The sequence below is a fragment of the uncultured Microbacterium sp. genome, from assembly GCF_963521695.1.
Classification (GTDB): domain Bacteria; phylum Actinomycetota; class Actinomycetes; order Actinomycetales; family Microbacteriaceae; genus Microbacterium.
The window spans coordinates 1-13,260 of sequence record NZ_CAUQWC010000079.1 but is presented as its reverse complement, the minus strand read 5'-3'; the positions used below and the strand labels follow the sequence as shown (position 1 = coordinate 13,260).

Below are 13,260 nucleotides of genomic sequence, written 5' to 3'. Positions count from 1 at the left end.
GCCGAGACCACCTCGGCGTCGTCTGTCGCCGGCGCCTGCTGCGGCCGCGCGGCCGGGTTCGCCCCCTGATCCGAGGTGTCGAGGTCGGACGCCGCCTGCTCGAACTGCGAACGGTAGAGGCGGTAGTACGCACCCTCCCGCGCGATGAGCTCGTCGTGCGTGCCCTTCTCGACGATGTCGCCGTGCTCCATCACGAGGATGAGGTCGGCGTCGCGGATGGTCGACAGCCGGTGCGCGATGACGAACGACGTGCGCCCTTGGCGGAGCGCGGCCATCGCCTGCTGCAGCAGCAGCTCGGTGCGGGTGTCGACCGACGAGGTCGCTTCGTCGAGGATGAGCACCGACGGACGGGCGACGAACGCGCGCGCGATGGTGATCAACTGCTTCTCGCCCGCCGAGACATTGGCGGCGTCTTCGTCGAGCACGGTGTCGTACCCGTCGGGCAGCGAGTGCACGAACTGATCGACGCGCGTGGCGACGGCCGCCTCGACGATCTCGTCGTCGGTCGCGGTCTCGCGGCCGTAACGGATGTTGTCGCGGATCGTGCCGGCGAACAGCCACGGGTCCTGCAGGACCATTCCGGTGCGGGCACGGACGTCGTCGCGACGGAGGTCGGCGATGTCCTGCCCGTCGAGCATGATGCGGCCGCCGTCGAGCTCGTAGAACCGCATGATGAGGTTGACCAGCGTCGTCTTGCCGGCACCGGTGGGCCCGACGATGGCGACCGTCTGTCCGGGCTCGACGCGGAACGACAGGTCGGTGATGAGCGGCCGATCGGGCGTGTAGGCGAAGCGCACGTTCTCGAACTCGATGACACCGCGTCCGCCGATATGGCCGGGGGCGTCTGCGGCATCCGGATCTTGCTCGTCGGCGTCGAGCAGCGCGAACACGCGTTCGGCCGAAGCGGTGCCCGACTGCACCACCGCGGCCATGCCGCCCAGCTGCGACAGCGGCTGGGTGAACTGCTGCGAGTACTGGATGAAGGCCTGCACGTCACCGAGGCGGAGCTGCCCGCCGGCCACCATGAGACCGCCGAGCACGGCGATGCCGACGTAGGTGAGGTTTCCGACGAACATCATGCCGGGCATGATCATGCCGGACAGGAACTGCGCCTTGAAGCTCGCCTCGTACAACTCTTCGTTCTCGACCTCGAACTTGTCTCGGGCGTCTTTCTCGCGTCCGTACACCTTGACGAGGGCGTGACCCGAGAACGACTCCTCGACACGGGCGTTGAGGCGACCGACCTTCTTCCACTGTTCGCCGAAGGCCTTCTGCGACTGGGGCCCGATGACGCCGAAGATGACGGCCATCAGCGGAAGGGAGACGAGAGCGACGAGAGCGAGCTGCCACGAGATCGTGAACATCATGATGAGCACGCCGACGACCGTGAGCACAGAGGTCAGCGCGCTCGAGAGCGACTGCTGCATGGTCTGGGTGATGTTGTCGACATCGTTGGTGACGCGCGAGATCAGCTCGCCGCGCTGCACCTTATCGAAGTACGACAGCGGCAGGCGGTTGACCTTCGCCTCGAGGTCTTCGCGCAGGCGCCACATGGTGCGCACCATGATGATGTTGATGACGTAGCCCTGGATCCACGACAGCAGGGACGAACCGACGTAGATCGCCAGCACGGCGACCACCACCATGCGCAGGGCGTCGAAGTCGACGCCCGCCCCGACGGAGAAGTTGTTCATCGCCCCGACGATGTTGGCGACATCGCCCTGGCCCGCCGCGCGGAGAGCGTCGACGACGTCGGCTTGCGAGGTGCCGGCGGGGAACTGCTCGGCCAAGCCCTTCGAGACCACGCCCTCGAAGATGATGTTCGTGGCGTCGCCGAGCACACGGGGCGCGAGCACGGCGAGCACGACGCCGAGGGCGCCGAGCACGGAGACGAATGTGAACGCCCCCGCGTAGGGGCGCAGGAGACCGATCAGCCGGCGGAAGCTGGGGCCGAAGTTCGACGCCTTTCCGGGCGCCACGCTGTCCCAGTCGCCCGAATTGAGTCGCGCCTGCTCGGCCAGCTCGAGTTCGGCCCGCTCCTCTTCGGTGAGTGCATCGGTGGTGCTCATGCCTCCACCCCCAACTGCGACTCGACGATCTCGCGGTAGGTGCTGCTGGTCTGCAGGAGCTCCTCGTGGGTGCCGACGCCCGCCAGCCGCCCCTCCTCGAGGACGACAATGCGATCGGCCCCCGTGATGGTCGACACGCGCTGGGCGACGACGATCTTCGTCACCTCGGGCAGCTCTTGCCACAACGCCTGTCGGAGCCGGGCGTCGGTGCTGAGGTCGAGCGCCGAGAACGAGTCGTCGAACACGAGTACCGACGGGCGATGCACGATGGCCCGCGCGATGGCGAGGCGCTGACGCTGACCACCCGAGACGTTCGTACCGCCCTGGGAGATGCGCCCGTCGAGTCCCCCCTCCATGGCCTCGACGAAGTCGCGTCCCTGCGCGATCTCGAGTGCCTTCCACAGTTCGTCGTCGGTGGCGTCTTCTCGACCGAAGCGGAGGTTGGATGCCACCGTGCCGCTGAAGAGGAAGGGACGCTGAGGGACGAGCCCGATGCTCTTCCACAGCCCGTCGAGGTCTGCCTCGCGCACGTCGACGCCCCCGACGCGCACGGCGCCCGCGGTGACGTCGAACAGTCGCGGGATGAGAGAGACGAGCGTCGTCTTTCCCGCGCCGGTGGAGCCGACGATGGCGACGGTCTCGCCCGGACGGGCAGCGAAACTGATGCCCGACACCACGGCCGACTCGGCGCCCGGGTAGGCGAACGAGACGTCGTCGAACTCGATGGCCCCGCGCTCAGGGAACACGCTCACGGGGTTCGCGGGTCGTTCGAGTGTGGAATGGCTGTCGAGCACCTCGCCGATGCGCTCGGCGGACACGGCCGCCCGGGGAATCATCACCGTCATGAAGCTCGCCATGAGGACGCCCATGAGGATCTGCGCCACGTACTGCATGAAGGCGAACAGCGTGCCGATCTGCACGCTGCCCTGATCGACCTGGATGCCGCCGAACCAGATGACGCCGACGACGGTGACGTTCAGCACGAGCATGGCCAGCGGGAACAGCAGCACGAAGAGGGAACCCACCTTGCGCCCGACGATCATGATGTCGGTGTTCGCCCCGCGGAACCGCTCTTCTTCGATGCGCTCGCGCACGAACGCGCGCACGACGCGCACACCGGTGAGCTGCTCGCGCATGATGCGGTTCACCGCGTCGAGCTTCGCCTGGTAGCTGCGGAACAGCGGCACCATGCGCGCGATGATGAGGCCCGCCGCGATCAAGAGCGTGGGCACCGAGACGGCGATCAACCAGCTGAGGCCGACGTCTTGCTGCAGCGCCATGAAGACGCCGCCGATAGCCAGCAGCGGTGCGCTGACGAGCATCGTCGCGCCCATCATCGCCAGCATCTGCACCTGCTGCACGTCGTTGGTGTTACGGGTGATGAGAGACCCGGCCCCGAACTGCGACAGCTCGCGCTCGGAGAAGCCGCTGACCTTCTCGAAGATGTCGCGACGGATGTCGCGGCCCGCGGCCATCGCCGCGCGAGCGGCGAAGTAGGTCGCGATGACGGATGCCGCGATCTGGCCGAGCGAGATGGCGAGCATCATCGACCCCTGGGACCAGATGAAGGCCGTGTCGCCACGTGCGACGCCCTGGTCGATGATGTCGGCGTTCAGCCGCGGGAGGTAGAGCGACGCCATGGCCGCCACGAACTGGAAAACCAGCAATGCGAGGAGCAACCACCGGTACCGGGAGAGGTAACGGATGAGGATTTTGCCGAGCACGGCACCTCCAGAACAGGTCGATGCGGTCGCGGTGGCCGCGGGGTACAGCCTGGCACCAACCTCCGACACCGGCGACCCCCTGCGCGGTGGGAGCGTTCTCTCGTCGCGAACGCCGCCCCGCGGCATCCGATTCACGAGGTGCGGCTCGTAGGCTGAACCCATGTCTCGACTGCAGGCCGACGCTCCCGCCGACCTCTGGGTGCCCGTGACCGGATCTCTCGGTTTCCGCGGGCGTCGTCACCGGAAGGCGGCGATCGGCATGCTGCTCAGTCAGGCGAACCAGGCCACCGGAGCGGCCCCCCGACCCGGCGGCGGCGCGTTCGCGTGGATCCTCAGCCAAGCCACCCCCCTGCTGATGCGCCGCGCCGCCGGTCGCGTGCTCGTGTGGGTGTGGAAGAGCGATCCCGAGCTGCTCGTCGTCATGGCGCAGCTGCAGGAGGCCACCCCGCAGGCGCGCACCGCGCGGGCGATGATGCCGATGGAGTACGACGACACCGAATCTTTCCCCAACCCCTTCCTCGGGGTCGGCGAAAAGCTCGCGATGCCCCTGCCGAGCGACGCGCGCACCCCGCCTTTCGCGACGTACACGTGGGACACGGGCTCGCACTTCGTGACCGTCACAGCGGTGTGCGCCGATCGGGAGCGGTTCGGCACGGTCATCGGAGCCGTGGATGCCGTGGCCCGCACGATCCGGGTGGCCGACGACCTGCGGGTCGGCGAATCGCCGACGGTCCTGCGGCTCGACCCGGCCTGACCGCTGAGACGCCCGGTCCCTTCGACGGGCTCAGGGACCTCCGCCGCAGCATCCGCCCATCGAACCGCCTCGGGACCACCGACCGGGCGGTCGCGCCCGTCGGCCCCACCGGGACACGCGGCTCCGGTCCCGTCGACATGCTCGGAGACCCCGCGCTCACACGAGGGAGCTGAACTCACGCGAGATGGCTGAACTCCGGCGAGGTGGCCGCGCCCGTCGAGCCACCGGCGCACACGGCATCTGGGATCCCGCGGGGGATCAGTCGCCGTGGATGTCGCGCGGTCGCCAGAGCACGATGTCGGTGGCACGACGCACGCGCGCACCGTGGCGGAGGGTGACGACCGAGCCCGTGGCTCCGGCCGCGAAGACACGCGCGCCCGGCCGCGACTGGCGTTCGATGGTGAGCTGACGCTCGAGGTCATTCACGCGGCGGGCGAGGTCGTGCACCTGCTGCTCGAGGGTGAGCAACCGGGCGATGGCGGGGAGACTCATGCCCTCGCCCGACAGCCGAGCGACCTCGCGCAGCTGCTGCACGTGTCGGCTGGAGTACCTCCGCGATCCACCCTGGGTGCGCGCGGGCACGACGAGACCGAGCCGGTCGTACTGCCGCAGCGTCTGCGGGTGCATGTTCGTCAGCTCCGCCGCGGCGGCGATGGCGAAGATGGGGGCGTCTTCGTCGATCTCCCTCTCGGGCACGGTGTCTCCTCTCCGTCGCTCCGGCGGGCTCCCGGCATCCTGTGATCACGGATGCCGGGAGACCTCCCGTCCTGCAGTTCTACCGCGCTTTGGACATCAGGTCGGCGCGAGGGTTCTCTTTCGGCTGGAGTGCCTGGAACCGCTCGAGGGCCTCGCGGGCGGCGTCGTCGAGGTGCGCGGGGACCGCGACCTGCACCTCGGCCAGCAGATCGCCGGAGCCCTTGGTCGACTCGACCCCGCGACCCTTGACGCGCAGGACGCGCCCCGAGGGGGTGCCGGGCGCGACGCGGAGCCGCACCGGGTCGCCGCCGAGGGTGGGGACCTCGATGGTCGCGCCGAGGGCCGCTTCGGTGAAGGTCACCGGCACCGTCACCCGCAGGTTGAGGCCGTCACGGGTGAACACCGGGTGCGGGCGCACCGCGACGGTCACCACGATGTCGCCGCTCTCCCCGCCGTCGGGAGATTTGCGGCCGCGACCGCGCAGACGGATCTTCTGACCGTCGGAGACGCCGGCCGGGATCTTCACCTTGAAGGGCACGTTGTCTTCGCCCTGAAGGGTGATGGTCTCGCCCTTGGCCGCCGTGACGAAGTCGATCGTCGTCCGCGCCGTGACGTCGGACCCGCGCTGCGGGCCGCCGAAGCCACGGAATCCGCCGGTGGTCTGACCGAACCGGCCGGAGCCGAACCCGCCGCCCTGCTGATCGAACATCGAGAAGATGTCCTCGAAGCCGGGCTGCGGCTGACCCCGGCCCTGACCGAACCGGCTGAAGACATCGTCGAAGCCCCCGCCGCCGCCCGTCCCCGGAGCCGAGAAGCGCGCGCCCGAGCCCATGGCCCGAATCTGGTCGTACTCCTCGCGCTGCTCGGGGTCGTTGAGCACCGAGTAGGCCTCGCTGATCTCCTTGAATTTCGCCTCGGCCTTCGCGTCTCCCGGGTTCGAGTCGGGGTGGTACTGACGCGCGAGCTTGCGGTAGGTCTTCTTCAGATCGGCCGCGCTGACGCTCTTGTCGACACCGAGGACCTTGTAGAAGTCCTTGTCGAACCAGTCCTGACTCGCCATTGGTCCTCCTCTTAGGCCGGCACGGCGACGACGACCTTCGCCGGTCGCAGCTCGACCGAGCCGAGGCGGTAGCCGACCTCGACGACCTCGAGGATCGTCGTCTCGGTCACGCCGGGGGTCGGCGCCTGGAAGATCGCCTCGTGCTGCTGCGGGTCGAACACGTCGCCGACGGCGCCGTACGACACCACGCCGAGACGCTCGGCCACGGCGCGCACCTTGTCGCCGATGGCGGCGAAGGGCGTGCCCTCGACGAGGTCGCCGTGCTTGACAGCGCGGTCGAGGTCGTCCATGACGGGCAGCAAGCCCTTCACGGCTTCGCCCTTGGCCCGCTCGATCTCGCGCTCGCGCTGGTCTTCGGTGCGCCGACGGTAGTTGGCGTACTCGGCCTGCAGGCGCTTGAGGTCGATCAGCAGCGAGGCCTCCTTGTCGGAGCCCGCTCCCTCTGCCGCGGCTTCGGGGGTCTGCTCGGCGCCGAGGATGTCGTCGATGGTCAGGCCATCGGCATCCACGTCGTGCGTCTCGGACTGCTCGCCCGACGGCGCGGGGCCGGAGGTGTTCTCCTCCGGTCCCGTCGTCTCGTCAGGACCGGCGCCCGAGCCCGTGGGCTGTTCGTCGTCCTTGTGTGCCATGGTCTCTGCTTACTTCTTCTCTTCTTCGGGCTTGTCGTCTTCGACGACCTCGGCGTCGATGACGTCTTCCTCGGGGTTCGGCGTCTCACCGTTTCCGGGCTGACCCACGTTGGGGTCGGCGGGCTGACCGGCGGCCTGCGACGAGGCGTAGATGGCCTCGCCGAGCTTGCCCTGGCTGGCGTTCAGCTTGTCGAACGCGGCCTTGACCGCGTCGTCGTCGTCACCGGCGAGAGCCGTCTTGAGCGCGTCGACGTCGCCCTGGACCTCGGTCTTGACCTCGGCGGGGAGCTTGTCGTCGTTCTCTTTGATGAGCTTGTCGATCGAGTACGACAGGGTCTCGGCCTGGTTGCGCGTCTCGGCGGACTCGCGGCGCTTCTTGTCGTCGGCCGCGTTCTCTTCGGCCTCGCGCACCATGCGCTCGATGTCTTCCTTCGGGAGCGACGAGCCGCCCGTGATGGTCATCGACTGCTCCTTGCCGGTGCCCTTGTCCTTCGCCGAGACGTGCACGATGCCGTTCGCGTCGATGTCGAAGGTGACCTCCACCTGCGGGATGCCGCGGGGAGCCGGGGCGATGCCGGTGAGCTCGAAGGTGCCGAGCGGCTTGTTGTCGCGGGTGAACTCGCGCTCGCCCTGGAAGACCTGGATCGCGACCGACGGCTGGTTGTCGTCGGCGGTGGTGAAGGTCTCGCTGCGCTTGGTCGGGATGGCCGTGTTGCGCTCGATGAGCTTGGTCATGATGCCGCCCTTGGTCTCGATACCGAGGCTCAGGGGGGTGACGTCGATGAGAAGGACGTCCTTGCGCTCGCCCTTGAGGACACCGGCCTGCAGGGCTGCACCCACGGCCACGACCTCGTCGGGGTTCACGCCCTTGTTGGCATCCTTGCCCGTCTCCTTCTTCACCAGCTCGGCGACCGCGGGCATGCGGGTCGAGCCGCCGACGAGCACCACGTGGGCGATGTCGTCGACCTTGACGCCGGCCTCGCGGATGACGTCGGAGAAGGGCTTGCGCGTACGGTCGAGGAGGTCTTTGGTGAGGTCCTCGAACTTGGCGCGGGTGAGGGTCTCACTCAGCGAGACGGGGCCCGAATCGGTCAGCGACAGGTAGGGGAGGTTGATGCTGGTCGACGTGGACGACGACAGCTCCTTCTTCGCCTGCTCGGCCGCTTCCTTCAGACGCTGCAGGGCGATCTTGTCGCCCGAGACGTCGACGCCGGTGGTGTCCTTGAACTGCTTGATCAGGTACTCGACGACGCGCTGGTCCCAGTCGTCGCCACCGAGGCGGTTGTCACCGGAGGTGGCGCGCACCTGGATGGTGGAGAAGTCGTCGTCCTTGCCCACCTCGAGCAGCGACACGTCGAACGTTCCGCCACCGAGGTCGAAGACCAGGATGAGCTCGTCTTCTTTGCCCTTGTCGAGGCCGTACGCCAGCGCGGCCGCGGTCGGCTCGTTGATGATGCGCAGCACGTTCAGGCCCGCGATCTCACCGGCCTCCTTGGTGGCCTGACGCTCGGCGTCGTTGAAGTACGCGGGGACCGTGATGACGGCATCCGCCACGCTGTCACCGAGGTACTCCTCGGCGTCGCGCTTGAGCTTCTGCAGGATGCGGGCCGAGATCTCCTGCGGCGTCCACTTCTTGCCGTCGACGTCGAAGCCCCAGGTCGTGCCCATGTGGCGCTTGACGCTGGAGATGGTGCGGTCGACGTTGGTGACGGCCTGGCGCTTGGCGGTCTCGCCGACGAGCACCTCGCCGTCCTTCGTGTAGGCGACGACCGAGGGGGTCGTGCGGAAACCCTCGGCGTTGGCGATGACCTTGGGCTCGCCACCCTCGAGCACGCTCACGACGGAGTTGGTCGTACCGAGGTCGATTCCCACTGCACGGGGCATATGTGTCTCCTTGCTTGTGAGCCGGGCCGGTGCCGCGACTCGAGGTTGATGCGAAGTCTGCTTCGCGGGTTGAGCCGCGATGACTCAAGGTTATCGCGGCCCCGCGGAGAGGTCAAGGCGACTTGATATGAATTGGCTCAACTTCGAGATAGCACGGGCGGGAGAGACGTGAGGCACGGCGGATCGACGGCATCTCGGCATCCGGATGCCAGGAATCGCCGTCGCGCGAGGTGCCGCGGCCGCAGCATGCCGCCGCCGTTTCGGGGCGGATTCTGCCCTTCGGGGCGGCCTCATCACGCCCCGAAAGGCCGGATCCGCCCCGAACCGCAGGTTCCGCCCGCTCCGCCCGCTCCGCTCAGCCGCTGTGGGGCGTGCAATGTGCAGCGGGGCGATCGTAGGCCGCCCCGATGAACATCTCACGCCCCGCACCCGCTCCCCATCCCGCAGGATCTGGGGCGCACCGACACGACGACGCCCCCGCACCCTCAACGGGGCACGGGGGCGTCGAACGGATGCCGCGGCTCAGCGGTCGCGGTCTCGAGGGCGAACGCGGTTCAGTCGCGGTCGCTCTCGCGGCGCTGGGGACGGTCGCTGCGCTTGGCGGAGCGGCCGCCGCCGTCGAGGCGCAGGTCGATCAGCTGACCCGAGATGCGGGTGTCGGCGAGGCGGCCGATCGTGTCGCTCGACAGGTCGGCGGGCAGCTCGACGAGCGAGAAGTCCTGGCGGATCTGGATCGCGCCGAAGTCGTTGCGACGCAAGCCCCCCTCGTTCGCGAGAGCGCCGACGATCTGGCGGGGCTCGACGCGCTGACGACGACCGACGGCGATGCGGTAGGTCGCGAAGCGGCCGGAGGTGTCGCGACGCGGGCCACCCTCGCGCGAGCCACCGTCGCGGAATCCGCCGTCACGAGACCCGCCGTCGCGGCCGCCGCCGTCACGCGCGGGACGCTCGGTGTCGAAGCGCTGCTGGCGGAAGGCCTCGGCCTCGAGCAGCAGCGGGGTGTCTCCCTGGGCGACCACGGCGAGGGCTGCGGCCACGTCGGCCTCGGGTACGTCGTGGTGCTCGACGTAGTGGGCCACGACGTCGCGGAAGGTCGCGATCGCCGCGGTGTCTTCGAGGGCGGTGGTGATCGCGTCGTCGAAGCGGGTGAGGCGGGTGGCGTTGACGTCGTCGACGCTCGGCAGCGACATCTCGGTCAGCGGCTGGCGCGTGGCCTTCTCGATCGCGGTGAGCATGCGGCGCTCGCGCGGGGTGACGAAGCTGATCGCGTCACCGGTGCGGCCGGCGCGACCGGTGCGGCCGATGCGGTGCACGTACGACTCGGTGTCGATCGGCAGGTCGTAGTTGACGACGTGGCTGATGCGATCCACGTCGAGACCGCGCGCGGCGACGTCGGTGGCGACGAGGATGTCGAGCTTCCCGGACTTCAGCTGGTTGACCGTGCGCTCGCGCTGCACCTGGGCGACGTCGCCGTTGATCGCGGCGGCGGTATACCCGCGGGCGCGGAGCTTCTCGGCGACCGTCTCGGTCTCGTTCTTGGTGCGGGTGAAGACGATCATGCCCTCGAAGTTCTCGACCTCGAGGATGCGCGTGAGGGCGTCGATCTTCTGCTGGTACGACACGATCAGGTAGCGCTGGGTGATGTTCGTCGAGGTCGCGGTCTTGGTCTTGACCGTGATCTCTTCGGGGTCATTCAGATACTGCGCCGAGATGCGACGGATCTGCGCGGGCATGGTCGCCGAGAACAGGGCGACCTGCTTCGTCTTGGGGGTGTCGGCGAGGATCGTCTCGACGTCTTCGGCGAAGCCCATCTTGAGCATCTCGTCGGCCTCGTCGAGCACGAGGTACTTCAGCTCGCTCAGGTCGAGCGTGCCCTTGTCGAGGTGGTCCATGATGCGACCGGGCGTGCCCACGACGATGTCGACGCCGCGGCGCAGCGCCGACAGCTGCTGGCCGTAGCCCTGACCGCCGTAGACGGGGAGCACCGAGACGCCCTTGATGTGCGCGGCGTACTTCTCGAACGCCTCGCACACCTGCAGCGCGAGCTCGCGGGTGGGGGCCAGCACGAGGGCCTGGGGGTTCTTGTGCCCGGTCTCCATCTGCGACAGCACGGGCAACGCGAAGGCCGCGGTCTTACCGGTACCGGTCTGGGCGAGACCGACGACGTCGCGGCCCTGCAGCAGCACGGGAATGGTCGCGGCCTGGATCGCGGAGGGGGTCTCGTAGCCGACGTCTTTGAGGGCCTTGAGCACGTTGGCATCCAGACCCAGATCGGAGAAGGTGAGCGGGGCGGGAGCGGTCTCCGCCTCAGCGGAGTCGACGGGGGATTCGGATGCCATGACTCCACGGTAGTCGGCTCAACGCTCGCGCGCGGGCGTGGGGATAACCTGAACGCGCCCGCCGACGCCGGCGCTGCGAGATCCCGGGCACCACCGGGTGTTCACCGAAGGGTCCTAGAGTGACCGACATGCCCTCCCCGGCGAACGTTTCGCCCCCCGAATCCGCCCGCCGGCCCGTGCTGGCCTGGGCCCTGTGGGACTGGGGGTCGGCGGCGTTCAACGCGGTGGTCACGACCTTCGTCTTCAGCACCTACCTGGCGAGCTCGCTCTTCGTCGACCCGGCCGTTCGCGCAGCGGCGAACGGGAACGCCGACGATCCCGCCCTCGTGCGCGCGCTCGCCGACAACGCCAGTGCCGTCGGCGTCGCCCTGATGATCGCCGGCATCGTGGTCGCCCTCGTCGCCCCCGTGCTCGGGCAGCGCTCCGACGGCACGGGCCGTCGCAAGCTCTGGCTGGGCGTCAACACCGGCGTGGTCGTGCTGGCGATGGCGGCGATGGTGTTCGTCGAGGGCACGCCGGGATACCTCGTGCTCGGCGCCACGCTGCTCGCCGTCGGCAACGTCTTCTTCGAGTTCGCCAGCGTCAACTACTACGCCATGCTCACGCAGGTCTCCACGCGCGAGAACATCGGCCGTGTCTCGGGCTTCGGTTGGGGCATGGGATACGTCGGCGGCATCGTGCTGCTGCTCCTGCTGCTGGTGCTGTTCATCCAGAGTTTCGGGGATCCGGATGCCGGGGGCCTGCTCGCCGTCACCGAGGAGGGTGGACTGAACATCCGGCTCGCCGTGCTCGCGTCCGCCCTCTGGTACGCCGTGTTCGCGATCCCGGTGCTGCTGCGCGTGCCCGAGATCCCGGCGCAGGACCGGCAGGTGCGTGTCGGCTTCTTCCGCTCCTACGTCGTGCTGTGGGGCACGCTCCGCTCGCTCTGGCGCGACAGCCGTCAAGTGCTGCTGTTCCTCGTCGCCAGCGCCGTCTTCCGTGACGGCCTCGCGGGCGTGTTCACGTTCGGGGCGATCATCGCGGCGCAGGTGTTCGGGTTCAGCTCCACCGAGGTGCTGTACTTCGCCGTCGCGGCGAACGTCGTCGCCGGCGTCAGCACCTTCGTCGCCGGGCGATTCGACGACCGATTCGGGCCGAAGCGCGTCATCTTGGCATCCCTCGGCAGCCTCATCGTGCTCGGCACGGTCATGCTGTTCATCGGCACGTCGCAGACCGGCTTCTGGATCGTGGGACTGGGCCTCGGCCTCTTCGTCGGCCCGGTGCAGTCGGCCAGCCGCTCGTTCCTGGCCCGGGTGGCCCCTGAGGGCCGCGAGGGCGAGATGTTCGGCCTCTATGCCACGACCGGCCGCGCGGTGTCGTTCCTCGCGCCGGGTCTGTTCGCGCTGTTCGTCGGCGTGACGGGCGACACGCGCCTCGGCATCCTGGGCATCGTGCTGATCCTCGCCGTGGGCCTGCTGCTCATGCTGCCGGTGAAGGCGAAGGGCGCCGTCATCCACTGATCGCGCGCGTGGACGCTCGGCGAGGCGATCCCGCCGCCACTGACGCCGCCGTCAACGCCGGCCCAGGTCACACGATCGTGACGAGATCACACGCCGCGCGCCCGGAAACACGCGTGATCTCGCGCCGATCGTGCAATCTCGCGGCAGACCGCAGCCCCGCCGCGATCTCGGCGAGATCCGACGAGGGCGATGGATGCCGAGAGCTCAGTCGCGCGGCCAGGCGTCGGCGAACTTCGCCAGCAGGCGAGCGAACTCGGCCCGCTCGTCATCGCTGAACGACTCGAGGGCGGAGCGCACGGCATCCCGCCGGCGCCCACGGAAGCCGGACACGAGCCCCTGTCCCTCGGGCGTCAGCCGCACGCGGGTGCGGCGCGCGTCGTCGGGGTCGGGTTCGCGCGCGACGAGACCCAGCTCGACCGACTGCTGCACGAGGCGCGATGCGCGGGGCTGGTCGACCCCCACCGCCTCGGCGATCTCGCCGACCGACAGCGATCCGGATGCCGCGACGAGGGCGTCGAGCATGCGCAGGCGCGCGGGCCCTCCGAAACGTCCGTGCGCGGGGTCGGCCCACGGCGGTGCGCCGCGGCCCCACGGACCCCCGTGACC

The 13,260-nt window shown here is 69.0% G+C and carries 10 protein-coding genes; 2 read left to right on the top strand and 8 right to left on the bottom strand.

Translation table 11 applies throughout. From position 1 onward, the window contains the following. The coding region (locus tag RWP81_RS07940; protein WP_314454513.1) for an ABC transporter ATP-binding protein at window positions 1–2,069 on the bottom strand (2,069 nt) is incomplete at its 3' end. Beyond that, window positions 2,066–3,793, bottom strand: coding sequence for an ABC transporter ATP-binding protein (locus RWP81_RS07935; protein WP_314454510.1), 1,728 nt, complete (start codon window positions 3,791–3,793; stop codon window positions 2,066–2,068). The genes RWP81_RS07935 and RWP81_RS07940, both read right to left, overlap by 4 nt. Before the next feature lie 160 nt (window positions 3,794–3,953). On the opposite strand from RWP81_RS07935, the gene RWP81_RS07930 reads away from it, so the two are divergent. Further along, window positions 3,954–4,547 (top strand): hypothetical protein, encoded by a 594-nt coding sequence (locus RWP81_RS07930; RefSeq protein WP_314454508.1) that lies wholly within the window; start codon window positions 3,954–3,956, stop codon window positions 4,545–4,547. 258 nt (window positions 4,548–4,805) lie between these two features. Here RWP81_RS07930 and RWP81_RS07925 read toward each other — a convergent pair whose 3' ends face one another. From RWP81_RS07925 to RWP81_RS07905, 5 genes are all read right to left on the bottom strand, one after another. After that, a complete protein-coding gene (locus tag RWP81_RS07925) occupies window positions 4,806–5,243 on the bottom strand; it encodes a heat shock protein transcriptional repressor HspR (protein ID WP_314454505.1) in 438 nt (145 codons plus the stop codon). A gap of 79 nt (window positions 5,244–5,322) precedes the next feature. Further along, window positions 5,323–6,303, bottom strand: a complete 981-nt coding sequence (locus RWP81_RS07920; protein ID WP_314454502.1) for a DnaJ C-terminal domain-containing protein — start codon at window positions 6,301–6,303, stop codon at window positions 5,323–5,325. A gap of 11 nt (window positions 6,304–6,314) precedes the next feature. Continuing rightward, on the bottom strand, window positions 6,315–6,932 hold the full coding sequence (locus RWP81_RS07915) for a nucleotide exchange factor GrpE (RefSeq protein WP_314454499.1): 618 nt from the start codon (window positions 6,930–6,932) through the stop codon (window positions 6,315–6,317). Window positions 6,933–6,941: 9 nt separating this feature from the next. Continuing rightward, complete coding sequence (gene dnaK, locus RWP81_RS07910) at window positions 6,942–8,816, bottom strand: molecular chaperone DnaK (RefSeq protein ID WP_055952026.1); 1,875 nt, start codon at window positions 8,814–8,816, stop codon at window positions 6,942–6,944. 554 nt (window positions 8,817–9,370) lie between these two features. Then, window positions 9,371–11,155, bottom strand: a complete 1,785-nt coding sequence (locus tag RWP81_RS07905) for a DEAD/DEAH box helicase (protein WP_314454495.1) — start codon at window positions 11,153–11,155, stop codon at window positions 9,371–9,373. 128 nt (window positions 11,156–11,283) lie between these two features. Here RWP81_RS07905 and RWP81_RS07900 point away from each other — a divergent pair, with 128 nt between their 5' ends. Continuing rightward, window positions 11,284–12,654 carry an MFS transporter gene (locus RWP81_RS07900; RefSeq protein ID WP_314454493.1) on the top strand — a complete coding sequence of 457 codons (1,371 nt, stop codon included), beginning with the start codon at window positions 11,284–11,286 and terminating at the stop codon, window positions 12,652–12,654. A 204-nt stretch (window positions 12,655–12,858) separates the two neighbouring features. Here RWP81_RS07900 and RWP81_RS07895 read toward each other — a convergent pair. Next, window positions 12,859–13,260: MarR family winged helix-turn-helix transcriptional regulator (locus RWP81_RS07895; protein WP_314454490.1), on the bottom strand; the 402-nt coding region annotated here is incomplete at its 5' end.

Excerpts from the sequence above, each read along its gene's own strand:
- RWP81_RS07930 (WP_314454508.1), top strand. The coding sequence starts at position 3,954 with ATGTCTCGACTGCAGGCCGACGCTCCCGCCGACCTCTGGGTGCCCGTG.
- RWP81_RS07905 (WP_314454495.1), bottom strand. The coding sequence starts at position 11,155 with ATGGCATCCGAATCCCCCGTCGACTCCGCTGAGGCGGAGACCGCTCCC.
- RWP81_RS07915 (WP_314454499.1), bottom strand. The coding sequence starts at position 6,932 with ATGGCACACAAGGACGACGAACAGCCCACGGGCTCGGGCGCCGGTCCT.
- RWP81_RS07920 (WP_314454502.1), bottom strand. The coding sequence starts at position 6,303 with ATGGCGAGTCAGGACTGGTTCGACAAGGACTTCTACAAGGTCCTCGGT.
- RWP81_RS07900 (WP_314454493.1), top strand. The coding sequence starts at position 11,284 with ATGCCCTCCCCGGCGAACGTTTCGCCCCCCGAATCCGCCCGCCGGCCC.
- dnaK (WP_055952026.1), bottom strand. The coding sequence starts at position 8,816 with ATGCCCCGTGCAGTGGGAATCGACCTCGGTACGACCAACTCCGTCGTG.